This window comes from Pantoea sp. alder81 (assembly GCF_020179835.1).
Lineage (GTDB): Bacteria > Pseudomonadota > Gammaproteobacteria > Enterobacterales > Enterobacteriaceae > Pantoea.
Genome location: NZ_JAIUDA010000002.1, coordinates 495,101 through 519,672 on the forward strand (window position 1 = coordinate 495,101; position 24,572 = coordinate 519,672).

A 24,572-nucleotide genomic window follows, 5' to 3' on the forward strand; every position below is an offset into this window, starting at 1 on the left:
TCTACTCCTGTCTGAAGGTCTCATCACCAGACACGTTCTGCTGGTGAACAAAGGTGGAAATTATGTTAACTCACTATAGTCATGTTCGGGTAGTGATTGATGCTAAATTCATTAATCGCATAAATCGTTAAAGATACTATTTTATCAACGACTTATATAAACCAAGGTAAGCGGAGACCATTTTTTCACCGGTAAAATGTTCCCGGTAACGTTGATAAGCATTTTCTCCGTAAGCCTTTGCCAGCGCCGGGTTTTCCCACAATGTTTCAAGGGCTACGGCCAGCGCTTCTGGATCAGAAGGTGGAACAACAATCCCTGTCTCGTGATGGATATTAATCCATGAAGTCCCTGTGCCTATCTCGCTTGATATTAATGGTTTGCTAAACATAGCCCCTTCTAGCAAAGAAATCCCAAATGCCTCTGACCTCAAGTGCGATGGAAAAACCATCGCATAGCAGAGATGTAATAAAGCTATTTTATCAATGTCATCTAATGCACCTAGGAAAATAATATTTTTGAGCCCTACTTCTTCGGCTTGCATTTTCAATTCATTTTGAATGGGACCGGAACCCACAATTACAATTGGGTAATCCTTGGTCTTATTAGCTTCTAATAAGATATGCAAGCCTTTATAATAACGAAGAGTGCCAACAAAAAGGAAAAACCGCTCGGGTAGTCTGGCCTGCCACGAATCTAGCGCGGCGGGAGCGGGTAATTTATATCCTGCTTGGTTGATTCCTATGGGAATTACATCGACCTTATCAATATATTTTTTTAATATTGGACTTGTTTCTACATAGTTTGGCGATGTAGCGACTATTTTATCCACTGATGACATAAACTTATGCATTAGCGGAGTGTAGATTTTCAGTAACTTCCTCTGCCGTACAATATCAGAATGATAACTAACCACCGTTGGTCTGTTTATCTTGCAGATAAAATGCAAAATATCCATGAATGGCCATGGGAAGTGGTAGTGAATAACATCAGCCTCACTGGCAAGTTTTTTAAAGAGTGACAATGCGCGAATTGAAAATGGACTCGATGCTATGGAGAAATCCGCATGAATTCTGAAAGCCTTGTGGGAGGCTATTGTGGCATTGAGATCTGTCTCTCCTGGGGTCAATGAGAGTACAGTGGTTTCAATCTCGCTATTTTTCGCCCCTTCAGCGAGTTGAAATATAACCTGTTCAATGCCGCCGAAAGTATCTGGATAATAGGTTTTATAAAAATGGAGAACTTTTATCATAAATGATTTAATTCTTTATAAACATCCATAGTTTGTTGGGCACATTTTTCCCAACTGAAACGTTTGGCATGAGTGATTCCCTGCTCGATAGCATGGTTTCTGTGTTCAACAGAGCACAATGCAATTTCGAGCTGACTACGTATACCCTCAACATCCCCGGATTCATGAAATAGTGAATTTTCACCGGCGACTTCGGTCAATGAGGAATTATTTGAACATACCACCGGTACTCCAGATTGTAGAGCCTCTAAAACAGGCAAACCAAATCCTTCATAATTACTGGGGAAACAAAATACTTTAGCAGCACTATAGAGCAATGGGATATCTGAATTGGGAATGTATCCCAGATAGATCAACCATCCTTCACGTTGTGCTTTTTCAATTCTGAAAAGAATCTGCTCGTTTCGCCATCCTTTGAATCCACTGATAACGAGTGGATAGGAAAGCCTGAGCTCAGCTGGCATAGATTCATAAGCATCGATAAGAGAAACTATGTTTTTTCGCGGCTCAATAGTGCCGATAAAAAGAGAGTAGCCTTGATAATTTAAATTATATTTTTTTAATACCGGTAATGTTTGCAACTCATTTCTTGGAAAAAAATTATCTGAAGCAGCCAAATGCGTCGTTTTGATTCTATCACTTGGATAATCGAAATGTTCACTCAACTCTTTTTTAATATAATCCGAGACCGTAATAATGAAATCACTACGTTTAAGACCTTTCAAAATTTCTTGTTGGGTGTACTTACACCTTTTGGGCTCAAAAAAGTAGGGATACTTGAATGGACTCAGATCATGAAATGTACTAACTTTTTTAGCTTTGTGTTCTGGCAAAAAAAAATTTGGACCGTGATAAATATAGTCACCATAACGGGACAACACTCTTTTTTTAATCTTTGGCGAGAGTGTTTGATAAATTTTTATTGCAGCGGAATTGTTTTTTAGAATGTTTTTCAGACCGTGCGACACTGTAACAGATGAATTTTCACCTGGTATATTCTGAACGATTTTTTTTCCATCAAAGTATAAAAGATGTTCAATCTCATTGGTTTTTTCAATAGCTCTTGCCAATTCGTATGTATAACGACCAATACCTGTTAAGGGATATTTGATTGGTTCAACAGAAAGAATGACCTTCATAAATTCCTCAAGAGAGCCATAATGCTATGGCTCATTCTATAATTAACACCAATCTTTGATTGCTCTATTTCTAATCAATCCATTACAGATATTATTAAGTCGCATGCTTACAGCACTGTAGTCATGCTGGTTGCGCCAACTCTCTGCAGCACTAGTAACTGATTCCCATTTTGGGGTTTCGCCTTCAATTTCTTTAAGCCCTGCAATGATGTCCTCAGCAATTTGTTTTGCAGTAAAACCATTAAATTTAAAAACAGCATCACCAAGGTCGTTGAAAATTGGAATAGGCGTAACAATGACAGGTTTGCTTGTAGCCATCCCGTATCGTACCGCCCCGCTTGCAGATTCTCCAGTGTCTTGATAGGCAAACAAAAGCAGGTCAGCATCAGACAATAAATTTAAACTTTCATCATCAGATAAGAAGCTATTATGGAATTCTACGAGATCGCCAATATTGTTATCATTAACATATTGCTTCAGTTTATGTATTAAATCTCGCGATTCTCCAACTGGGAATTCAGCATTGACTAATTTTAATTTAACTGGAACTTTTTGATCTCTTAGTATTTTTACCGCTTCTACAATTTCACTCAAACCTTTATGAGGTAAGCAGAAACCATAACTAGCGATAACGTGCATATTTTTTTTTGTTTGATGCTTGATCGATAGTCTCTTGTTGCTCAATACGCCATGCGGGAAAAGCGTTACGTTATTTTCCAAACCAAGAGATTTTAAACGATTCATATCAGCAAAGGAATGCACTAATAGACGGTCACAGCATTTTAAGGCATCAATCATATGAACTAATTTAAAATTCTGTTCAGGTTTCTTCTCAGGATCGACTGTTGAATGCAGGGTCATAACAACAACTATATTTTTTTGTTTTAGTGCGTAAATTAACTCTGATAACTCGGCATGATTGAAGAAGCCATAGTTAAACTGAATTATAATGGTATTAATTCCAGCTTGCATTATATGCTTGAGGATGGCATCGAAGTCATTATTCTCTTTCCCAATACTCCAACTACGAATACTAGAGTCATTTTTTATATCAAGGAGTTCTTGTCCATTGGGTGAGAAAATAACTGGGTTAATCCCAGACATATTATCTATCAAATGCTGTGAGTAAGTTGCTATGCCGCATTTAGTATTCCAGGTCGTTATCCAACCTATTTTAGCTTTCTGATTTAATTCCCAATTTTTAGTTTCTAACGTATGAATAGCGGAAACAGAACGCTCTGCCACAGCTGACCATGTAAAATCAGAAAGAATCTTCTCACGTCCATTCTTAGCCATTTCACTTCGTTTATCGGCTGGCGTCAACGCAGCAAGTTTCATCTTCCTCGCCAGGTCATCAACATCAATGTTGACCCAGGCCGAAGAGTAAAGACCAAAATGTGTTTTAGCATGAGCATAGTCGTAGTCCACTAGCCAGCTATTCGTTGAATCACAAAAATCTTTTTGCCCACTCCAGTCGGTAACAATGGCGGGCATTCCACTTAACATTGCTTCCGCAATGGGTAGCCCAAAGCCTTCCGCACAACTTGGCGCGACGAGCACATCACATTGTTCGTAGATGCTCTTTAGGCTACCTTCGTCAAGGTCCTCTTTGATGATGACAACTTGCGGAAAATCAGGATTTTTTTTCTGCCATGCTGTCAGGCTCTCAGAGATTGTATTATGGGGATTGTCAAACGTCTTAATGATAAGTGTCACATCATCTTCAAGGCTGAATGCTTGACCGAAGGCTTCAAGCATGGCTTCTGCCCCTTTACGCGGGAAGCAAGATGAGACATGCAGGAAACGTAATGTTTTGTCTGTTCCAAGCGAATAGTGCTTAGCATTAACACTTTCCCAATGATCACAACCATTCCCCGTGACAATTGCTGGTATGCGCAAGCCGTTATCAATAAGAACTTTTTTAACATGGTGTGAAGTGCAGAGAACAGCATCAAGTTCCTGATTAAAGTTGTGAATCCACTCTAAGGGATACCCGGTCTCTTCCCAAGCATAACAATGTAGGAGTTTTACCTTCGAATTGAGTCCAGAAACTCGTGGCGGATAGATATTACGTGACTGAATAGAAACTGATACAGCTCTCTCTCTTACTGCCTTCTCATTCCATGCGAGCAAGTCAGCATTAGCCGCTTTCTGCATGAAAGATATGTCTGGGGAGAAATCACCTGGCCCCTCAGTGGAATGCAGTCTAATTTCTACGCCTTTCCTAGCAAGGCCACGAGCAAATTCACGATTAACCAGGGCGAGACTATAAGATGAATCAAAGGGGCCATCGACCTGCCACTGCAAAGGTTCTACCAAGGCATTATTCAGTTCAACTCTCTTAATATTCCGGTCGAGCGCCTCGGCGACGCGTAACAAGTCCTGATCAGTAGGTCTGACCTTAGTGCTGATTCTTTTTAAACTGTCGAGTGCAGAGATGCTTTCTCTGGTATTTTCAACCGTTAGAACAATTTCCGACTTAAAGTGCTCAAAGGCATCAAGAGCACGTTGAGCAGAAATGTCCCAGGAAAATTTTGAGGCTTGGCTCAATGCATGATTTTTGAGGGAGTGACGAAACTGGTCATTGATAATCACTTCACGAATTTTACTGGAGATCGATTTCACAGAAAATGGGTCGAAGAGCGCCTCTTCCAGCCCAATAACTTCGGGTATACTGGTCACATTGGAACCAATAGTTGGTGCGCCACATCTCATTGCTTCCAGAATAGGTAATCCGAACCCTTCATGCTCTGAAGCAAAAACAAATAAGAAGCAGTTCCGATAGAGAAGAATCAGTTCGTCATCACTAACATACCCGGTTAAAATAACGTCAGATTTTAACAGGCCAGCATTTTTAACAATTGATTGCAGATAGTTTCGATCAGCTTCATTGACCTTACTTATAATAACTAATTGTTTATTAAATCGTAATTCAGGTTCAATTTCAGAGAAAGCAACAATGAGTCTTTCAAAGTTTTTGCGCTTATCAAAACCACCCGGCGCATAAAGAATAATATCTTTCCTAATTGAAAATTTTTCTCTAACCGCTTCGATATTAATATCAACTATCTCTTTATCGTACCACATATCCTCAGTAGCTGAAGATATTGATACAATTTCACCTGAAGCATCAGGTAAATATTCATGAGTTTCTTGAGCTGTATAATCTGAATTCGTCAGAATAAGATCTGCCATTTTTAGACACTCAATTTTTTTCATGTAATATTGGCGAAACTGACCATCTTGCAAGTACGTTTTTTCGTTGACGAGGGGTATGAGATCGTGATGAAGCACAGCTACTTTCGTATTGCTTTGCAATTTTTTAATGGTGAGCGTGGCATCATCAATATGACCTTCAAATAGGCTGGTAATGAAAACCCAATCAACTGAAAGCGTGCGAATCATTTCCTCGCGAATAATCGCAGCAGCACTCTGTCTCCATTCATTACCCTCATCGCAAGCACGAAGAGGCGTCGGTAGTTGACATACCAAGATGTTTTTTTCTGGTAATAAACCATCCAGAACGGTTTTGATATCTTCGATAGTTTCTTCAAAGTTACCATTGAGGAGAACATAGAAGTCATGATATTTGTTATTCCGTAGTAAACCTTTAGTAATAGATAATGAATAGCGCCCTATTCCTCTAAATCTGCTTTCAGTTTGTGCGCCCTGTAAATCGATTAAAATTTTCATTATTTATTACCTTTATGATTCTTTACTTCATCTTTATGAAGATCCTCATAGATCCCCTTTGCCCTGTTTGTCAAATTATCAACATGCGATATTGAAAAGGAATTATTATAATTGTGCGAAAGATTTTCTTCGCTTATAGATTTAAAATAAAAACTCTTTACTAAGGAATATAATCCAAGCTTACGCATCAGACTCAACGCGCTAGTTCTTGCCTTGGGGTATTTCCCGGATATAAGGACAAGACGCTGAAATATTTTACGCACAATAGCTTTAGCGAGATACTTAAGTCCTTTTTTACGAGCAATATTTGTACGTTTACCCAAGTCTATCACACGTCGTAAGGGAGCAGTTATACGCCATGAGTTACTGGAATAAACGGCAGCCAATCTATTTTCTAACTGTTTATTGAACTCAATAATATCTTTAATTTCAGCTCGAACACTTTCTATCTTCTTTTCGTGCTCAAGGGATATAACTTCGAGTCTTTCTCCTAACACCATTTCATAACGGTCAGCTAGCACCATATCATAGCGGTCAGCAAGTTCATCCAGAGTTACACCAATTTTTTTTACAAAAAACTCATTAAATTCGGTAATTAATTCATGAGAACCTGACTTTTGAGAGACAGTACTGTAATCTGGACTAACCCCCTTCAACACTTCCGATAGCGTTAGTTCAGAAGAATTATCTTTAATTCGAGCACTCTCTTGCAATCTGACTATTCGAGTTCTTTCAAATCCGTAATAATCAGGAAGAAACTTTAACAGTTCTGGAGGGATGGGGTTTTGATGAGTGGGATCCATGTAGAACGAACAACTGCCAACACTTAAATTTTCTGGATTCGGTGTTTCAAGTATCAGTAGACCTCCAGGTTTTAACACCCGCTGTGCTTCTGATACCAAGGTATGAACAATTTCAAAAGGAAGATGTTCGACTAAATGAAAGCCTGTAATTGCAATTGCACTTTCATTTTTTTTCTTCTTCAAAAAATTGATGCAATCGTCTAATTCTACGGTAAGACCATCCTTTAATGCTTCGGCAAGCATTCCTTCATCAAGATCGACTCCGACCGCGCGTATATTATTATCACGAAGAAGTTTTAACCATTCACCTCGCCCGCAGCCAATATCAATTACGCCATCATCTGGAAAGTAAGAATTAAGTTTAGTGACTAACGGCAAATATACTGTCAATCTTTGACGAATATCGGCAACACTACCACGATGCTTGTCTTCAAATGCACGGTAAAAATTATTACTCACCTTTAATCTCCAATTGGGGTGGCATCCAGGCTACGCCTATAAAGGATGGTTTACCGCTGTTCACAACAGTGAATACTAGAGCCAGATCACGCCACTCATAGTTTCGAGCTACATGTGTATCTGATGAGTGCAAAGCTACAGCAATCGAATAGGAGCCAACACCCAAGTTGGCGTCAAAACTAAAAGTATATTCCAGTTTTTTACCAGCCGTCAGTTCACTCAAGACTTTCCTCATGTGGTGAGTATTTGTACCGAATACGGGTTGTCCAAGGCGGTCCTTGATAACGTAGCCTACAACTAATTCATCGATATCCTCATATATTTCCGCTTGAACTTTTAAAGAAACTGCTTGCCCAACCTGCAAAGATTCAATTGACTCATTGTTTTCATTCAGCAGCTCTATACGACTAATGCGCGCTTCCCCAGTACCTGAAAGCGTCGCCAGCTTGCCATCGTTATTACTCAACTTAATGGATTTTTTTTCTTTGTCTGCTAATAGCGCGTTATAAAAATCCATTACCGCTTCAGGTTCCCCCTCCATGGCCACCTCCCCTTTGTTTAACAGGATGGCGCGGTCGCAAATGCTTTGGATTGCCTGCTTATCATGTGAGACGAGGAGTAAAGTTGTCCCTTTTCTTCTGAACTCACGGATTCGCTCGAAACTTTTATGTTGAAAATAAGCGTCTCCCACCGACAGTGCTTCATCAATGATTAAAATATCCGGACGAATCGCTGTTGCAACGCTAAATGCCAGTCTTACCTGCATACCACTGGAGTAGACTCGAACAGGTTGGTCAATGTAGTCATCAATCTCCGCAAATGACTCAATTTCAGGCATGAGTTGATTAATCTGTTCAACGGATAAACCGAGTAGTTGGCCTGACATGTAAACATTTTGCCGACCGGTAAAATCAGCATGAAATCCCATACCAAGTTCTAGCATGGCAGCGACCCGGCCTGAAATATCAATATTTCCTGTTGTTGGTTTTGCAGTACCAGTAATCAATTTCAACAACGTGCTCTTTCCTGCGCCATTGATACCAATGATGCCAACTGCTTCACCCTCATTAATTTCAAAATTAATATCTTTTAAAATCCACTTAAGTGAGTGCTGCGATTTAATACCTGGAATTATCCATTCCATCAGCCGATGAACTTTTCGCTGATAAATTTTATATGCTTTCCCTACACCCGAAACTAAGATATGTGTCATTAGAGTTCATCCACCATTTCAGCCGAGTGTCTTCTAAATAAAACAAACCCGTAAGCACAAAAAATAATACTTAAAATTAAAACTGGAAGCAGAGAACCCCAATCCGGTATTTTATGGTAAGCAAATATCCCTTGATAAGCCTGCATTAAGCGAGCGACCGGATTATACATGAGTATTTTGTGCGCCCACTGAGGAAGAGAGTTCAATACGTATACAATCGGTGTAAACCAAAACCAAAATTGTAGTAACACACCAACAAACTGCCCAACATCTCTGAAAAAAACATTCATCACACCAAAAATCATCCCCAACCCTGTCGCAAATGCGATTTGCAATAGGATAACTGGAATCATTGTCAGAATTAGCCATCCAGGGAAATTCCCGGTAAATATTAGGAAAATAATGAAAAGTGAAAAAATTATCAAGAAATTAAGCACTGCTGAGGCGACAACAATGAACGGAAGGCAGATCTTAGGGAAACTGAGTTTTTTTATCAGGTTGGCATTATTAATAAATACACCCTGACTTTTGTCTAAAATTTCAGTAAACAGCCCCCATGTTAATACACCTGAACAAAGATAAATGCTATATGCAAATGACCCTGTATTATCGGGCATTCTGGCTTTCATTACCTGTGAGAAAACCAATGTATACACTAATATCATCGCAAGTGGTTGGAGCACTAACCATAGTGCTCCTAGCATACTTGTTTGATAACGAGATTGAAAATCTCGCTTTATACTACTGATAATAAAACCGCGATACTGATAGATAGATTTTAACATGTCAGGCACAATCACCTTTATCCAAGAATGATAATATCTCTGAGGTCTTAATCATCATAAGTTCATTATTATAGCGACTTTCAATATTTAGTCGCATTAAAGGCTCAGTATTAGACATCCTTAAATTTAAACGCCAATCTCCGAATGTCATACTCAAACCATCAGTTTTATCAATTTCTAAAGCATCTGCTCTGTATTTTTCCTCTACCATTCTAATGAGAGTGGTCGCATTATTAACTTTTCGGTTAATTTCACCGGAAGCTGGGAATTGAGCCATTCTCTCTTTGACTAAAGATTGAAGACTCGTCTTATTAGTCTGTAACAACTCAGCTATTAATAACCACGGAATCATCCCGCTATCACAATAAGCAAAGTCACGAAAATAGTGATGTGCACTCATCTCCCCACCATAGATCGCATCTTCTTCACGCATACGCTCTTTAATGAACGCATGGCCGGTTTTAGATATGACAGGAATTCCACCAGCTTTAGTCACTACATCAATGGTGTTCCATGTAAGGCGCGGGTCGTGGATTATTTTGGCACCCTTTTCTTTCTTCAGGAACGCTTCTGCCAAAAGGCCAACGATATAATAGCCTTCAATAAACTCAGCATTCTCATCAAAAAGGAAGCACCGGTCAAAATCACCGTCAAAAGCGATACCCATATCCGCATTGTGTGCACGTACTGCATCTGACGTATCTTTGCGGCATTCAGGCAGTAAAGGGTTAGGGATACCATTAGGGAAGTTGCCATCAGCCTGATGGTGCACCTTAATGAAGCTGACCGGCGCATTTGCCAGCTTGAAGCGCTTTTCAATTTCATCAATGACATGGCCTGCAGCACCATTGCCTGAGTTGATCACCAGTTTCATTGGCTCTTTGAAATTGGCCAAATCGATGTAGCCCATCAGATGATCTACATAAGCGTCCAACACTGAAATCTGCTTGTAGCTACCGCGCTTTGATTCATCGACGGCTGAAAACTCATTAGCTTCAGCCAGACGCTGTACATCGCGAAGGCCTGTATCACCGCTAATAGGGCGTGCGCCTTCACGCACCAGTTTCATGCCGTTGTAGTTCATCGGATTGTGGCTGGCGGTAACTTCAATCCCTCCGTCAATTCCAAGGTGGAAAGTGGCGAAGTAAATCTCTTCTGTACCGCTCATGCCAATATCCAGCACATCTGTGCCAGCGTCCCGCAGACCATTTGCTAACGCCAGCTTCAGAGATTCACTGGTGAGGCGCACGTCTCCACCGACGACGATTGTTTTTGGCTTAATGAATTCGCCATATGCACGGCCAATACGATAAGCGATATCTTCATTGAGCTCTTTGCCCAGCTCACCACGAATATCGTAAGCTTTGAAACAAGTTAGTGCTTCCATTATTTCTTTGAATCCTTATTTACGGGCAAATTGCTCTTTAATCAGAATGAGGTCGTCATCACCGAGGTATGAACCAGACTGGATTTCCAATAGCTCTAAAGGAATTTTGCCAGGGTTTTCCAGCGTGTGCTGGTGACCAATAGGAATGAAGGTAGATTGGTTTTCAGTTAACAGTAGGGTCTTATCCTGAATCGTCACCTTCGCGGTACCAGACAGAATCACCCAGTGTTCAGTGCGATGGTAATGCATCTGTAATTCGAAGGATTCACCCGGTTTCACCGTAATACGATTTACGTTAAAACGTCCGGTGTTAACGATCAGATCGCAACGACCCCATGGCCAATAGGTTTCACGGTGACGGCGATACTCACTACGACATTCTGACTTCAGGAATTCAACGACACGTTTTACGTCCTGCACCTGATCTTTACGCGCAACCAGTACGGCATCTTTGGTATTTACGATCACAAGATCTTCTACACCAATGGCTGCGACTAATTGGTCTTCACTGTTGATATAGCAATTTTTAGTGTTGTGCAGGAAAGTGTCGCCCTTCAGTGAGTTACCCGCAGCATCCTTCTCATTTACTTCCCACAGCGCTGACCATGAACCTACATCACTCCAACCTGCATCCAATGGCACAACTATAGCTGCATCGGTTTGTTCCATTACCGCGTAATCAACGGATTCATCAGGACAAGCGATAAAGTCATCTTTATCGATGCTGATGAAGTCACTGCCTTCTTTCACGTTCGCCATTGCACGCTGACAGGCTTCAAGAATATCAGGGCGGAATTTTTCCAGCTCTTGCAAGTAACGTTTTGCGCGGAACATAAACATACCGCTGTTCCAGTAATATTCACCGGATGCGAGATAATCTTCCGCTGTTTTAAGATTGGGTTTTTCGACAAAGCGTTGTACGCCGAATGGGGCGTTCAAATCATCCGAAATCTGACTTCCACGATGGATATAGCCGTAGCCTGTCTCAGGACCTGTCGGCACGATACCGAAGGTGACTAAATGGCCTTGCTTGGCATATTTAGTAGCTGTAGTAATCGCCTGATGGAATGCCGCACGATTTTCAATGACATGGTCTGCAGCCAACACCAGCAGTACAGGGTCATCTCCCTGCTCAATCGCATTCAGCGCAGCGAGAGCAATGGCTGGGGCAGTATTACGTCCAACCGGTTCAAGGATGATGTTGTGAGAAAGCTTATTGATTTGGCGAAGCTGTTCGGCGACCAGGAAGCGGTGCTCTTCGTTACAGATAACCAGAGGAGCGCGTGCTTCAACTCCGGTTAAGCGGTTGACGGTTTCCTGCAGCATTGAGTGCTGCCCATGCAAACTGATGAATTGCTTTGGATAAAGTTCGCGTGAAAGGGGCCACAAACGACTGCCGGTTCCTCCGGCCATAATTACGGGAAGTAACATTCCACAACCTCTAATGTGTCATTTAAAACTGCTTTATCTATTTAGAGCGGGTTATTTTTTCAATGCATTATAAAAAACAGCCACGCTACCGCCCTTGGCTTGCAGCAACCAATATGCTGTGTAACAAGTCAATTTTGTGTGCTCCGCCTCTTTTACATGATACGGTTAATTATTCGTCAAGCCTCAGCCAACACCAAAGCCACCGCAAATAATACATTTTGTGCTGGTGAAATAACATGGTTATTGTCTTATGCGACTGTTACGAAGTTTTATATCACCTAATCGTTTCGCTTAAATCCAACCTATTGACCTCATTGAATATAGTTGCTTTTTCTGATAGTTAAAGCTCGCGGTTCGTGCATGGTCAAACAAGGGCATATAGAGTTTGAACATTAATCTTATTTGCCGGGGTTTAGGAATAATCTGTGTCTAAAATCACTCGATTGATTAAAAAACCAACAAACATGATGTTAGTAAATTTAGCCATAAAAAAACCCGGCAGATGCCGGGTTTTGATCAATTCATCGAGAGTTACTTAAACCCATCCGGGTTCTTACTCTGCCAGTTCCACGTGTCGCGCATCATCGCGTCGATCCCACGTGTCACACGCCAGTCCAGCTCATTGTTAGCGAGCGTCGCATCCGCCCAGAACGCCGGCAGATCGCCATCACGGCGTGGCTTGAACTCAAACGGAATCGCTTTACCAGAAGCCTTCTCGAACGCCTTGATCATCTCCAGCACTGAGAACCCGACTCCGCCGCCAAGGTTATACGCTTTATAACCAGTGACTTTTGGCAGGTGGTCCAGCGCCTTCAAGTGCCCTTCAGCCAAATCCACCACGTGGATGTAGTCGCGCTGTGCGGTGCCGTCTGGCGTGTCGTAGTCATCGCCAAACACGCCCAGCTTCTCCAGGCGACCAATCGCCACCTGTGCGATATACGGCAGCAGGTTGTTAGGGACACCGGTTGGGTCTTCACCAATCTCGCCAGACTCATGCGCGCCAACCGGGTTGAAGTAGCGCAGCGCGATGGCTTTGAAATTCGGGTCAGCTTTCGCGAAATCGCGCATCACGAATTCGATCATCAGCTTAGAGGTACCGTACGGGCTGGTGGTGCCACCGATTGGCGTGGTTTCCACGTAAGGAACCGGTGCATCGGCGCCGTAAACAGTCGCTGAGGAGCTGAAGATAAAGTTCCACACGCCAGCGGCGCGCATCTCTTCCAACAACACCACGGTGCCTGCCACGTTGTTCTCGTAGTATTCCAGCGGCATGCGCGTGGATTCGCCCACGGCTTTCAATGCGGCGAAGTGAATCACTGCCGAGATGTCGTTGGCGGCAAACAGGTCACGCAGGCAGGCGCGATCGCGGATGTCGCCTTCAACGAACACCGCTTTCTTGCCAGACAGCTTCTCCACGCGATTAACCGCTTCGCGCGAAGCGTTGCAAAGGTTATCCAGGACCACAACGTCGTCACCGCGCTCTAACAGCGCCAGCACCGTATGGGAGCCGATGTACCCTGCTCCGCCCGTTACCAAAATAGCCATGTGTACTCCTTTAAACCGCGCAAGCGGCGCGGCATGAGAATGGATTATTTCGCCAGGATTTTCTGGATAGCTTCGCGGAAATCACGACCCTGCGCGTTGTTACGCAGACCGTAAGAAACGAAGGCCTGCATGTAGCCCAATTTTTTACCGCAGTCGAAGCTGGTACCGGTCAGCAATTGTGCATCTACCGGTTTTTTCTTGCTGAGTGATGCGATGGCATCGGTCAGCTGGATACGGCCCCATGCGCCCGGCTCGGTATTTTCCAGCTCTTGCCAGATATCCGCAGACAGCACATAACGACCCACCGCAGTCAGGTCTGAATCCAGCTGGCCCGCTTCTGGTTTTTCAACGATGTTGGTAATAGTGCTGATGTCGCCTGGGTTATCGATCGGCTGTTCGGTGGTCAGAACACCGTATTCGGTCAGGTCTTCGCCCGGCATGTGTTTCGCCAGCACCTGTGAGTGACCGGTTTCTTCGAAACGCGCCACCATCGCCGCAAGATTGTAGCGCAGGTGGTCAGCGGTTGAGTCATCCAGCAGCACATCTGGCAGCACCACCACGAACGGGTTATCACCGATCATTGGACGTGCACACAGCACAGAGTGGCCGAGGCCCAGCGGGTTCGCCTGACGCACGTTCATGATAGTCACGCCAGGAGGACAGATTGATTGCACTTCGCTCAGCAGCTGACGTTTTACGCGCGCTTCAAGCAGCGCTTCCAGCTCATAAGTGGTGTCGAAGTGGTTTTCCACTGCATTTTTGGAAGCATGGGTGACCAGCACAATCTCCTTGATGCCCGCCGCCACACATTCGTCAACGATGTATTGAATCATTGGTTTGTCGACGATTGGCAGCATCTCTTTCGGGATAGCTTTTGTTGCAGGGAGCATATGCATACCGAGACCCGCAACCGGGATTACTGCTTTAAGCTTGGTCATATTTATTCCATTTCATGAAGTGAATACGTGGGGTCGATTATGCAGGATCGGCCGGTGCAGCAAGTATAATCTTTATCTGAAAATCCGGCACTAACTCTCTGTCACGCCATCAGAAATCGCCAAAAAGCCTGGCTGCCGCTTCGCCTGACACTGCGAAAATGAACCCGCTAAACTGCTGAAAAACAGTGAGGGATTGATGGTAAAAGCACGGATGATAAGACCATTGATTTGCAGAATGCAGGAGGAGGATTTTGACGAGGGTGCTCGGGTTTTAATGACGTCATGCCATGTACCGCGACGCATGATAGCCCGCAAAAAACGTCGCGGCAGGATTTATCGCACATTCAGACAGTATCACGGCGGCCATGGTGCGCCATAAATGGCGCCGCTACGTATGCAAACCTGCGGAAAAACGTAGCGGCGCGATTTATCGCGCATGCCAGCAGTATCACTACGGCCAGAACGTGCCATAAATGGCACCGCTACGGATTTTTGCGAGGATTGATGGCAAAAGCTACAGCCAACCCTCAAACCACTCCGGCATCACAAACAAGTTGAAGTGATTGACCAGCAGCATCAGGCCGACAAACACCACCGACACCGAAACCCACTGACGGGCATACGGCATAAAGCGGATACCAATCACCGGCTTGATGAAGAACGGATGCGCAAAGGCAGAAATCAGCACCTGCGAGATGGAGAGCGTCAGCGCCACATACAGCACGTTCGGCCAGATGTAGGTTGTCGCTAACACCACTACCACCACCAGACTGGCGACGATATTCCAGTAGAACTCGACGTTAGTCTTGCCGTTTGCCTGCGAAATCGCGCCGGTTAAGCCGCCCATCGGACGCAGCATGCCGAACAGCAGCATCAGCGGAATCAGATGGTAAACCTGCTCATGCGATGCACCGTACAGCACGCGCACAATCACTGGTGACAGAATGCCAATCGCCAGGTACATCACGCTGCTGAACAGCATGATGACGAAGGTGCCTTTCAGGAACAGTTTTTTCAGCTGCTCCGGATCGTGCTGCTTCTCGGCGAAACGCGGCAGCGCCAGGCGGTTAATCACCGGCGATACCAGTTTCAGCGGCTGCAGAATCAGCTCTTTTGCCAGCGAGTAGATCCCCAGCATCTCCGCGCCCATCACTTTACCGACGATCAACGCATCCGCCTGGGTACGCAGCTGATTAATGGTCTGCGAACCCAGCTGGTAGATACCGTAACGGACCGCGCTGATGAAGGTAGATCCTTCAAACTCCCACGTTGGACGCCACGACTTCTCACCGAAATAGATCATGCACAGGATGCGCGTGAAGGCATTGATGAACAGCCCAAGGATCGCCGCCGCCACCGTTAATGAGGTGTAATAGAGCATCGCTACAGTACAGATAAACGCGAACAGCTTGGTGGCCATCTCAATCTTCGCCAGGGTCACCATGCGTTTCGATTTCACATAGTGCGCCTGATACTGCGACAGATGTCCCAGCACCAGGAAGTTGAGGCTGGTGAGCATGATCAGCCCGGTGAGTTCTGGCAGGTGATAGAACCACGCCACCGGGAAGGCTATCGCCAGCATAATTAAACCGGTACACAAGCTGAGCGAGACGTTGACCCAATAAATCGTACTCTGCTGGCGGCGATTGATGTCCTGGCGATGCACGATGTAGCTGCTCATCCCCATATCCTGCAACACCGTCGCCACTGCCAGAATGGCGTTGATAATTGCTAATAAACCTAACTCATGTGCTTCCAGCTTACGCGCCAGAACGCTGAGCTGTAACACCTGCAGCAACGCCGCGAAGCAGGTACTGCCAAACAGCCAGACGGCCTGTTTTTTTAATCCGCTCACACCATGCGCTCCAGAATTTTGGCCAGCTCACCATAAGCGATGTGCTGATTGAACTCGGTTTCCACTTTGTGTCGCGCGGCAGCCACTACCGGCGCGACATCGACATCACCACGCGACAGGCGCAGCAGCGTGTCCGCCAACTCCTCGGCATCGTTCTCGGTGACCAGCCAGCCGCTGACGTTGTTCTGAATCAGCTCCGGGATGCCGCTGTGATAGGTCGAGACCACCGGTAATCCCACCGCCATCGCTTCCATCAACGCCACCGGAATGCCTTCCATATCACCATCAGCTGCGGTTTTGGACGGCAGCAGGAAGATATCGGCATCGTTCAGCGCCTGACGAATCTCATCCTGCGGCTTAAAGCCCGGCATGGTGACAAACGCTTCCAGTCCGGCGCGCGCGATGTGTTCACGCATCATGCCGTCCTGCTCACCGTTACCGATGATGGTGAACTCAAACTGCCCACCGTTGTTACGCAGGATTTCACTGGCTTTCACCGCCACGTCTAAGCCTTTCTTCTCGGTTAAACGCGCCACCGAAACGATACGCAGTGGCTGATGAAACGCCTCACGCGGCCTGAAGTTAAACTTCTCGGGTTCGATACCCATGCGCGTGACATGCACCTTCTCACGTGGGCAGCCCATTTCGATCAGCTTGTTCTCCCACAGATGGCTGATCGGCAGCATCAGTTCGCTCTGTTTGAACAGGTTGACGTAGTCGAGCTTGTGCTCTTCGAGAATGTGGCGGCGCGAGATATCCGCGCCGTGGAACACCGTAGCCTGCTTGCCTTTCAGCACGCCCAGCTCACGCAGTTTGTTGGCCAGCGCACCGGCATAGCCAAAGTGCACCAGGAACACATCGGCGGTGAAAGTTTGCTTCGCGTTAGCGACAATCGCTGGCAGCAGCAGCTTTTTCGCCTGCTGGCCGTAGCGCCCGACATTCAGCGATTTAAGCAATGCCGGCTTGGCAATTTTCGGTAGCATCAAGCCAATCCGCTGCGTCAGCTTATCGAGATTCGAAACTTTCTCTTCCGGCAGTAAATAGTGAGTCTTCGCTGCCAGATTGTAATCATCGAACGCAGCGTGGCGATTGATCATATCGCCTGGAAACACGGAGATAATCTCCACGTCATAGCCTGCATCGATGAAATGCGTCACCTGATTGAGGACAAACGTCTCAGAGGCAACCGGAAAACGCATGGTGAAAAAGGTCAGCTTCATCACTTACCCCAGCACGTTGAGAATTTCTGCCGTAATGCGGTTGCCAATTTCACGCTCCTGCTCCACCGCGGTATCCACTTTGCGCTTCACGTTGTCGTAGTCGGCCAGCACGGTTTGCACTTTGTCGATCAGCGAACCATCCATCAGGCTCTGCACGTCGGTGGCCATCTGCGGCAATCCAAGCTGCTTCATCACGCCAAGCGATTTGTGCTCGTAGTTGATGGCAACGGCTGGTGTACCGAAGTTCATGGAGATGATGGCGGAGTGCAGGCGGGTGCCGATTGTCAGGTGACAATGGCTTAGCAGGATGCCGAGTTCGAGGTCGTTGAACTCGTCCATGATGACGTGGTAATGCTCAGGATTATCGACGTGGTCACGCAGCGTCAGTGCGACCATACGGTCGTCTTTGGCGTAGCTGTCGATGCCGGTACAGGTAGAGAAAGCCACCACCTGATAGCCCTCGGCAATCATCGCGTTGATGACCTTACCGAAAGCCGCTTCGTACTCTTTCTGCGTCACGCCAAGACGTTTATCGAACGGTGCCAGTTCACGCACGGTAATGGCGATGGTTTTACGTGCGCTGATGATGTTTTTCCAGTGCAGCAGGTTGTGGCTTGGGTTCTCCACCTCACGTGCTTTCACCAGGAAGGCGGTATCCACGCCCTTCTTCACGCGGCTGGTGGTGACGCCGTCTTGTTTCAGGCGGTCAAAGCTGACTTCTTCTCGTAGCACCAGGCTATCAACGCGATCAAACACGAAGTTGGCCAGCGCATTCACGCGAGGATTCTCAAACGGGCCGACAGAGTGACCGACCATGTGCAGCGGCTTTTTCGCCATCAACGCACAGAGCGCGTGGTCAAACTGCGTCACACCATACAGATCGACGAAGAACGAACCGCCCACCTGAATGATCGCGTCATACTGTTCCAGACTTTTGGTGAACTGTGCCAGATGTGGCGGCACGGAAAACGATTTGTATACGCCACCTTTGCCCAGATGCGCCATCATGATTTCAGGCATCAGACGGTTGGCCACTTTACGTTTGACGCTGCCCACCAGCCCTTTCGCTGATTTGCTGTTATGCAGAAACAGGGAGTCTTGCTGGATATCCTGTTGCAATAAGTACCCGGAGCTTGTTGGATAACGACTAATCACGTCAATATCGAGGTCGCCACGCGCAGACTGCAAAGAGTCGATCAGTCCACGTAAAATCGCGCCATCCCCACGATTTCCACAGGTATGGTTTCCCACCAATAAAATCTTCATAAACACTCCAGATAAATTTTTTTAATTTTTACAAGCCACGCCATTTCCTGAACGGGCAAAGTGAACTCTGCGTTAAAAAACTGCAATGGGAACAATGCCCAAAATAGAAAATCTGTCCTCAAACGGGCGACCTGAAGGCCGCTCCCAACCTCTTTCTGAAGAGGGCGCAAACGGCTGCGCCCTCTCCGGTTACTGCATTACGACTTCACTGCAAAATAGGGTAACGCCACCTGCTCACCGTTGATCACCACCGAGACAAACCCTTTTGGCTCACGTGTATCTACCTGCTCCGGTTTCAGCGCACGTGAGGCCAGCAGCAGATCGCCCTGCTCATTGCCGCCAATCCCCGCTTTACCGTTGTGCAGGCTAAAGCGCTGCGGTGCCTGCTGGCTGCCGCTGGTGGGATTGCCTTTGTCCATTTTGGCGTCCACGCGGGCACAGCGTCCGGTGAGGAAGCGATCCTTCGCGGTGCTCTTAATCAGCACTACCGCCGTCGGCATCCAGCCGGCCAGCTTGACGAACACTTTGGCGTCGGTTTCACTGCGCGGATCGAAGCGCACTTCCAGCACTGGCGAACTGCCCTCTGCCGACCAGCTGGCTTCCGCATTTTTGGTTTTGCGTTGCAGATGAATCACCGCGCGTCCGCCGGTGGATTTACCGCCGATGGGATCCATCAGCGGCTGATTCATCGTGCCGTTGTTAAACTGCGACTGACCAAACACCTCGATTTCCCAGCTATCACCCACCGTCGGCGAGTAGAAGTTACCCAGCTCGAACCAGGTCTCTTGATTGGTGTTATTGCTGAGGCGGAAACGCGAAGTGATGTAGTTGTATTTCAGGCTGCCATCGATGGCGACGCCGTAGGATTCGACGCGCGTCGAGCCCATCTCCCACATACTCAGCCAGGGTTTGCCCTGCAGCGAGTTGTCGATCCAGCTGCCGGATTGCAGATTGGTTTGACGCATGTTGAGGCGCGAGTTGTGAGCAATCAGCGGATTTTTGCAATCTTCCAGACTCAGCGCATCGATGATCCACTGCCCGTCGGAGATATCACCCGGATGCTCGGTATGCTCAATCCAGCCGTTATGAATGATCGACTGACCACAGCGAGGCAGATTGAGTACCATGCCGCCGGAACAGTGCTGCGCATTGAAGTTGGAGAGCTCAATCGCGGTGCTGTGATCCCAGACGCCGATCTTCTGCCCGGACCAGGTGGCTTTAATTACATCACCGGTACAGGTTTCGGCATACCACTGGTCGATTTTACAATCCAGCGTATCCATCAGGCTCAAACAGACGCCGCCCACGCGATTAAAGCGCAGACAGGCGCCACGGAAGAACTGACCGCCCGGACAGGTATTGTGGAACAATCCCTGCTTATTCGGACGCTGGTCGTTGTTGCCGTTGAAATTGAGGTTAGAGATTTCGGTCCAGCGGGCGTTAACCGAGAACACGAACTCCGATCGACCATCTGAAACCAGCGTGGTGGCCGGGAAGTAACCGAAGTTCACCATCGCGCCGGAAATACGGAAGAAGCGCAGTTGTTCATCGCCGAAATCGCAGGCGGAAACAAAGAAGGTGCCGGCCGGGAACTGCACGCAGATCGGTTGATCGGCATCTCTCGACCAGTGATACATCGCTTTGATGGCTGGCGCGGCATCGGTTTTGCCATCGGCAATGGCACCAAAATCAAACAGCGTCAGGCGGTTGAAATCTTCTACCACGCGACGCCAGTAGAAACCGTTACCGGCGAAGATCACCCCACCATCTTCTTTGCCGTCGCCGTAAGTGCCGACAAACTCGCCGCCGCCCACTTCCAGCCCTTCGTGCCAGCTTTTCAGCTTGATTTTGGCACCGGCAAACAGCGGACGCGTTTTGCGCAATTCTTCAACGGAAGGGATTTCGCCAATCAGCTGATAACCATTGGGCTGCGCCAGGCGCTGACTGAAATTGCTCTGATTCGGTCGCGAGACATCCGTAATCGAGAACAGCATATTACCCTGATTGTCTTCCACCACCATCGAGTGCGCGGGATCGGCAATCAACGCCGCATTATCGTGGATGAACTGCGCAAAGTTGCCCTTGTTCAACGCAATCGGCTGGCTGATTTGCGAGACTTTGCCTTTGGCATCGCGCAGGAATACCGGAATCTGGTTGCCCGACTGGCTGGCATCACTACCCGCTTTCCCGATCCACAGCTTGCCCTCAAAGTTCTGCCAGAACTGCGGCGGCATGGTGTAGACGTTTTCCGGCGTCAGAATCGGCACGTCGCCCTGCGGTACGCTGGACGGATCGACCGATTTCAGCGCAGGTTGACCACTTTTTGCGGCGTAGCTGGAAAATGCACTCACTGAGAGCGCGGCAACAATGGAGGAGGCTGCGGTCTGCAAGACTTCTCTTCTTTTCATGCTTTCAATCCCGTGGTCATATTGGGCCATGAGGCCGTAAGTGTGATCCCGGAGGCATTAAGCCGTCATACTTCACGCCACAGGCGCGTTGGCGGCATGAATGATGTGGCTAAACCAGTGCCAGCCAGCTTTGTTTGATCTGATTACCGTCAAACTTCAGCGCCGTTTCTTTGGTTTTTTCGCTCATGGCGTAGAACAGGCTATCGTCGCTCGCCAGCTGTTCCATCCGCGCCAGAAACGTTGATTTGTCATTCATCGGCACCAGGAAACCATCTTCACCGTGATTGATGATCTCCTGCGGGCCGGTTGGGCAGTCATAAGCCACCACCGGCAATGACCAGGATTTCGCTTCGAGCAACACCAGCGGCAGACCTTCATAGCGCGAGGTCATCAGTGCCATGTCGCTATCGCGGTAGTAATCGTTGATATTGCTGACTTTGCCGACGAAGTTAACGCTGTTGGTAATGCCCAACGCCGCGGCCTGATCCTGTAGCTGCTGACGCAATTCGCCGTCACCGGCAATCACCAGCTTCCATTCAGGATGGGTCTTGCTGAAGTCAGCCCAGATATCCAGCAGCAGGTCGAAGCCTTTCTGATGATCCAGACGCCCCACCGCCAACGCCTGGCGGCTGCGGCTCTGGCGCTGAAATGCTTTGTACACCACTGGATTGGGAATCTGCTTGCTGGCGATATTCCAGCGATTGAACACCTGGTGATCTTTATCCGTCAGAACGATGACCTGGTCGTAATAGCGCAGCAGCATCCACTTCAGCGCTTTAATAGGCTTGCTGAAAGAGTTAATGGCAATGTGTTCGCAGGCGTAGGCTTTAAAGCGTTTTTTCTTCATCGCCATCAAATTCCAGAAGGCGAACATCACGCTCAGGCGGCCCATGCTGATCAGGAATACACTGTCGAAGCCTTCCTGATGAATGCGCGCCACGGCGCTTTTAATCGGGTTGCTGTGCCCTTCAAAGCTGACAATCTCTTTAACGCGATCGAACGGATAAAAGGTTTTGCCGTGTCCTTCCAGCGAATAAATGGTGACGGCGTGCTGCTCTCCGAGGCACTCCGACATGAAATTACAGATGTTTTCCGTACCCGCGTACGAGTAGGCATCCTTAATCACTAAAACGATCTTTTTCATAAAACGCTTTCCACCTCAAAATTTGAACTTAAGGCCCAAATCCTTCGCGCTGTCGACACAGCGACAATGCGAAAGATACAGGGTCTTAACGATGCTTCAGGGTGAAGAGAACGCCGTTCACCATATACCAGCCGTAATAGTAATAGATTTTTAACGGATTGTTTTTATAGATAATTCTTAATAATTCGAGGTGCCATTTTGCCGCTTTGTTCTTGTTGCGCGAGAGTGAATCGCCCAGCTCGTAATAGTTGACCAGCGTCTTCTGGATCACCCGAGCTTGCTTGTAACGGAGGAACAGTTCGTAGAGGAACAGGAAATCTTCATGTCCTTTACGCTGGAAGAAGATGCCCTGAGGAGGACGGCGGAAACACACGGAAGAGAAGCAGACGCGATACTGCTTCTTCACGAAGTTTTCCTGCTGCAGATAGGGTTTGCTGTAGAGAATATCGTGGTCGGCACTTTTGGTTTTGTAGTGGTAATGCGTGATGACAAAGTCATCGCCTGCCGCAATTGCCGCAGTCTGTTCGGCGAGCTTGTCAGCGTGCCACTCGTCGTCGCTGTCGAGGAAAGCAATAATCTCCTCTTTCGCCGCGCGCAGGCCAACGTTACGCGTTTCCGCAGCACCGAGGTTGACCTCATTATTGAGGATCGTAATCCGCGCGTCCGTGCAGTGCTCACGCACAAAGGCCAGCGAATCATCGGTGGACTGGTCGTTCACCAGGTAAAGGTGCCAATCGCTGTAGGTCTGATTGACGATGGACTCAACCGCACGCAATACGGTTTTACGCGCGTTATACATCGGCATCACAATACCGACGGTGCCAACATGATTTGTCATTTGTATACCCGGAGTGTCAGGAACCAAAAAATTGCTCCCGATGTGGGAGCAAGTGAAATTTTTTAAAATGAATCAGGAAACGGCTCGCCCACCGGAAAAGCGCGATTTCACTTTATCGAGCAGGCGATTCATGAAGTAAGCGCGATTATCACGGTTGGTCAGGAAGAAATAGCGCGCAAAGCTCAGGCTGGCTAACAGCGATTTACCGTCCATCTTGTAGCGCAGCGGCAGCTTGAACGCTTTATAGGTATGGATATCGCGCGCCGTCAGATGCGGCTTCATGGTATCCAGCCAGAAGAAGGAGTACTTCACCGATTCGCCTTTGTGTTTGGAACCAAATTTGGTCACCAGGTGATACGTTGCCAAAGGCTTGTCGATCATCACGAACGCGTAGCCCATGCGATCGGCGCGGATGCAGAAGTCATAATCCTGATGGCGAATGTAGCGCGCATCAAAACGGATTTTATCGGCGTCTTCGCGTTTCAATACAATGGTGCTGGTCTGAATGAAGCCGTAACAGCCAAACAGATATTCCGCCACGGTTTCGTTTTTACCCGGCGGCTGCATCGGCATCACTTTCAGGAAGCTACCGTCCTGATGGATGTTCACCTGGCTGAAAATCACATAGCGCGATTTGCCCTGTGCCTCCAGTTTGCTGATGGTGTCGTGCACGGTCAGCAGCTTATCGGCGGCCCATTCATCATCGGCATCCAGGAAGCTGATGAAATCGCCTTCAGCCAGCTCGATACCTTTGTTGCGGGCGCCCGCACCGTTCAGTTTGACCTGCGACAGTTCCAGCTTGATGTCCAGATCCTGATAGCGCTCACTGCGTACGACCTGCGCCAGTTCGGCTGCATCAGCCGATTTGTCATCGACGATGATGACTTCAAAATTGCGATAGGTTTGCGCTTTGACGCAATCAAGCGTCGTGACAATTGATTTCGACGCGTTATACGCGGGGATTACAATTGAGAAGCGGATGTCCTGCATTGCCAGCACCTCTTAAACAGCTGTTCCAGATTTAACGGTAACGCGGACAGCCCTCAGAAAGGAATCGGCTTTGTTCTGAAAAATCATACCGTTATTTCTCTTTCTCATTGAGCTGCTGCGATCCATCACGGAAGTTCCTAAGACTGTGCTGTGTGTATGTTCAAATCAAAGCTTCCTCTCAATAATTTGAGTGATGAAGAGGAAGAAAA

17 protein-coding genes are annotated in these 24,572 nt (G+C 47.0%); all 17 read right to left on the minus strand.

Annotated features, from left to right (window positions below):
- Positions 1–136 precede the first annotated feature (136 nt).
- The gene (locus tag LBW88_RS07260) at positions 137–1,249 is read right to left on the minus strand and encodes a glycosyltransferase family 4 protein (protein ID WP_265112579.1); all 1,113 of its coding nucleotides are present in this window, start codon (positions 1,247–1,249) and stop codon (positions 137–139) included.
- Entirely contained in the window at positions 1,246–2,388 is a 1,143-nt protein-coding gene (locus tag LBW88_RS07265) for a glycosyltransferase family 4 protein (RefSeq protein WP_224931334.1), read from the minus strand. The genes LBW88_RS07260 and LBW88_RS07265 overlap by 4 nt, the downstream gene beginning before the upstream one ends.
- Positions 2,389–2,430: 42 nt before the next feature.
- The gene (locus tag LBW88_RS07270) at positions 2,431–6,081 is read right to left on the minus strand and encodes a glycosyltransferase (protein WP_224931332.1); all 3,651 of its coding nucleotides are present in this window, start codon (positions 6,079–6,081) and stop codon (positions 2,431–2,433) included.
- Positions 6,081–7,343, minus strand: coding sequence for a class I SAM-dependent methyltransferase (locus LBW88_RS07275; protein WP_224931330.1), 1,263 nt, complete (start codon positions 7,341–7,343; stop codon positions 6,081–6,083). Before LBW88_RS07275 ends, LBW88_RS07270 begins: the two co-directional genes overlap by 1 nt.
- The gene (locus LBW88_RS07280; protein ID WP_224931328.1) at positions 7,336–8,556 is read right to left on the minus strand and encodes an ABC transporter ATP-binding protein; all 1,221 of its coding nucleotides are present in this window, start codon (positions 8,554–8,556) and stop codon (positions 7,336–7,338) included. The genes LBW88_RS07275 and LBW88_RS07280 overlap by 8 nt, the downstream gene beginning before the upstream one ends.
- Entirely contained in the window at positions 8,556–9,341 is a 786-nt protein-coding gene (locus LBW88_RS07285) for an ABC transporter permease (protein WP_265112578.1), read from the minus strand. Before LBW88_RS07285 ends, LBW88_RS07280 begins: the two co-directional genes overlap by 1 nt.
- A gap of 1 nt (position 9,342) precedes the next feature.
- Complete coding sequence (gene cpsG / locus LBW88_RS07290; protein ID WP_224931324.1) at positions 9,343–10,728, minus strand: phosphomannomutase CpsG; 1,386 nt, start codon at positions 10,726–10,728, stop codon at positions 9,343–9,345.
- A 15-nt stretch (positions 10,729–10,743) separates the two neighbouring features.
- The gene (locus LBW88_RS07295) at positions 10,744–12,159 is read right to left on the minus strand and encodes a mannose-1-phosphate guanylyltransferase/mannose-6-phosphate isomerase (RefSeq protein ID WP_224931323.1); all 1,416 of its coding nucleotides are present in this window, start codon (positions 12,157–12,159) and stop codon (positions 10,744–10,746) included.
- A gap of 531 nt (positions 12,160–12,690) precedes the next feature.
- On the minus strand, positions 12,691–13,704 hold the full coding sequence (gene galE / locus LBW88_RS07300; RefSeq protein ID WP_224931321.1) for a UDP-glucose 4-epimerase GalE: 1,014 nt from the start codon (positions 13,702–13,704) through the stop codon (positions 12,691–12,693).
- A 44-nt stretch (positions 13,705–13,748) separates the two neighbouring features.
- Positions 13,749–14,642, minus strand: coding sequence for a UTP--glucose-1-phosphate uridylyltransferase GalF (galF, locus tag LBW88_RS07305; RefSeq protein ID WP_224931319.1), 894 nt, complete (start codon positions 14,640–14,642; stop codon positions 13,749–13,751).
- A gap of 514 nt (positions 14,643–15,156) precedes the next feature.
- Positions 15,157–16,497: a lipopolysaccharide biosynthesis protein gene (locus LBW88_RS07310; RefSeq protein WP_224931317.1), complete on the minus strand. Its 1,341-nt coding sequence runs from the start codon at positions 16,495–16,497 to the stop codon at positions 15,157–15,159.
- Complete coding sequence (locus tag LBW88_RS07315) at positions 16,494–17,717, minus strand: glycosyltransferase (RefSeq protein ID WP_224931315.1); 1,224 nt, start codon at positions 17,715–17,717, stop codon at positions 16,494–16,496. The genes LBW88_RS07310 and LBW88_RS07315 overlap by 4 nt, the downstream gene beginning before the upstream one ends.
- Positions 17,718–17,720: 3 nt before the next feature.
- Entirely contained in the window at positions 17,721–18,983 is a 1,263-nt protein-coding gene (gene wcaK / locus LBW88_RS07320; RefSeq protein ID WP_224931313.1) for a colanic acid biosynthesis pyruvyl transferase WcaK, read from the minus strand.
- A 197-nt stretch (positions 18,984–19,180) separates the two neighbouring features.
- Positions 19,181–21,391 (minus strand): phage tailspike protein, encoded by a 2,211-nt coding sequence (locus tag LBW88_RS07325; RefSeq protein WP_224931311.1) that lies wholly within the window; start codon positions 21,389–21,391, stop codon positions 19,181–19,183.
- A gap of 109 nt (positions 21,392–21,500) precedes the next feature.
- The gene (locus tag LBW88_RS07330; protein WP_224931309.1) at positions 21,501–22,535 is read right to left on the minus strand and encodes a glycosyltransferase; all 1,035 of its coding nucleotides are present in this window, start codon (positions 22,533–22,535) and stop codon (positions 21,501–21,503) included.
- Positions 22,536–22,620: 85 nt separating this feature from the next.
- Positions 22,621–23,373, minus strand: coding sequence for a glycosyltransferase family 2 protein (locus tag LBW88_RS07335; protein ID WP_224931307.1), 753 nt, complete (start codon positions 23,371–23,373; stop codon positions 22,621–22,623).
- A gap of 72 nt (positions 23,374–23,445) precedes the next feature.
- Complete coding sequence (locus LBW88_RS07340; protein WP_224931305.1) at positions 23,446–24,363, minus strand: glycosyltransferase family 2 protein; 918 nt, start codon at positions 24,361–24,363, stop codon at positions 23,446–23,448.
- Positions 24,364–24,572 lie beyond the last annotated feature (209 nt).

Excerpts from the sequence above, each read along its gene's own strand:
- LBW88_RS07260 (WP_265112579.1), bottom strand. The coding sequence starts at position 1,249 with ATGATAAAAGTTCTCCATTTTTATAAAACCTATTATCCAGATACTTTC.
- LBW88_RS07265 (WP_224931334.1), bottom strand. The coding sequence starts at position 2,388 with ATGAAGGTCATTCTTTCTGTTGAACCAATCAAATATCCCTTAACAGGT.
- LBW88_RS07270 (WP_224931332.1), bottom strand. The coding sequence starts at position 6,081 with ATGAAAATTTTAATCGATTTACAGGGCGCACAAACTGAAAGCAGATTT.
- LBW88_RS07280 (WP_224931328.1), bottom strand. The coding sequence starts at position 8,556 with ATGACACATATCTTAGTTTCGGGTGTAGGGAAAGCATATAAAATTTAT.
- LBW88_RS07285 (WP_265112578.1), bottom strand. The coding sequence starts at position 9,341 with ATGTTAAAATCTATCTATCAGTATCGCGGTTTTATTATCAGTAGTATA.
- cpsG (WP_224931324.1), bottom strand. The coding sequence starts at position 10,728 with ATGGAAGCACTAACTTGTTTCAAAGCTTACGATATTCGTGGTGAGCTG.
- LBW88_RS07295 (WP_224931323.1), bottom strand. The coding sequence starts at position 12,159 with ATGTTACTTCCCGTAATTATGGCCGGAGGAACCGGCAGTCGTTTGTGG.
- galE (WP_224931321.1), bottom strand. The coding sequence starts at position 13,704 with ATGGCTATTTTGGTAACGGGCGGAGCAGGGTACATCGGCTCCCATACG.
- galF (WP_224931319.1), bottom strand. The coding sequence starts at position 14,642 with ATGACCAAGCTTAAAGCAGTAATCCCGGTTGCGGGTCTCGGTATGCAT.
- LBW88_RS07315 (WP_224931315.1), bottom strand. The coding sequence starts at position 17,717 with ATGAAGCTGACCTTTTTCACCATGCGTTTTCCGGTTGCCTCTGAGACG.
- wcaK (WP_224931313.1), bottom strand. The coding sequence starts at position 18,983 with ATGAAGATTTTATTGGTGGGAAACCATACCTGTGGAAATCGTGGGGAT.
- LBW88_RS07325 (WP_224931311.1), bottom strand. The coding sequence starts at position 21,391 with ATGAAAAGAAGAGAAGTCTTGCAGACCGCAGCCTCCTCCATTGTTGCC.
- LBW88_RS07330 (WP_224931309.1), bottom strand. The coding sequence starts at position 22,535 with ATGAAAAAGATCGTTTTAGTGATTAAGGATGCCTACTCGTACGCGGGT.
- LBW88_RS07335 (WP_224931307.1), bottom strand. The coding sequence starts at position 23,373 with ATGACAAATCATGTTGGCACCGTCGGTATTGTGATGCCGATGTATAAC.
- LBW88_RS07340 (WP_224931305.1), bottom strand. The coding sequence starts at position 24,363 with ATGCAGGACATCCGCTTCTCAATTGTAATCCCCGCGTATAACGCGTCG.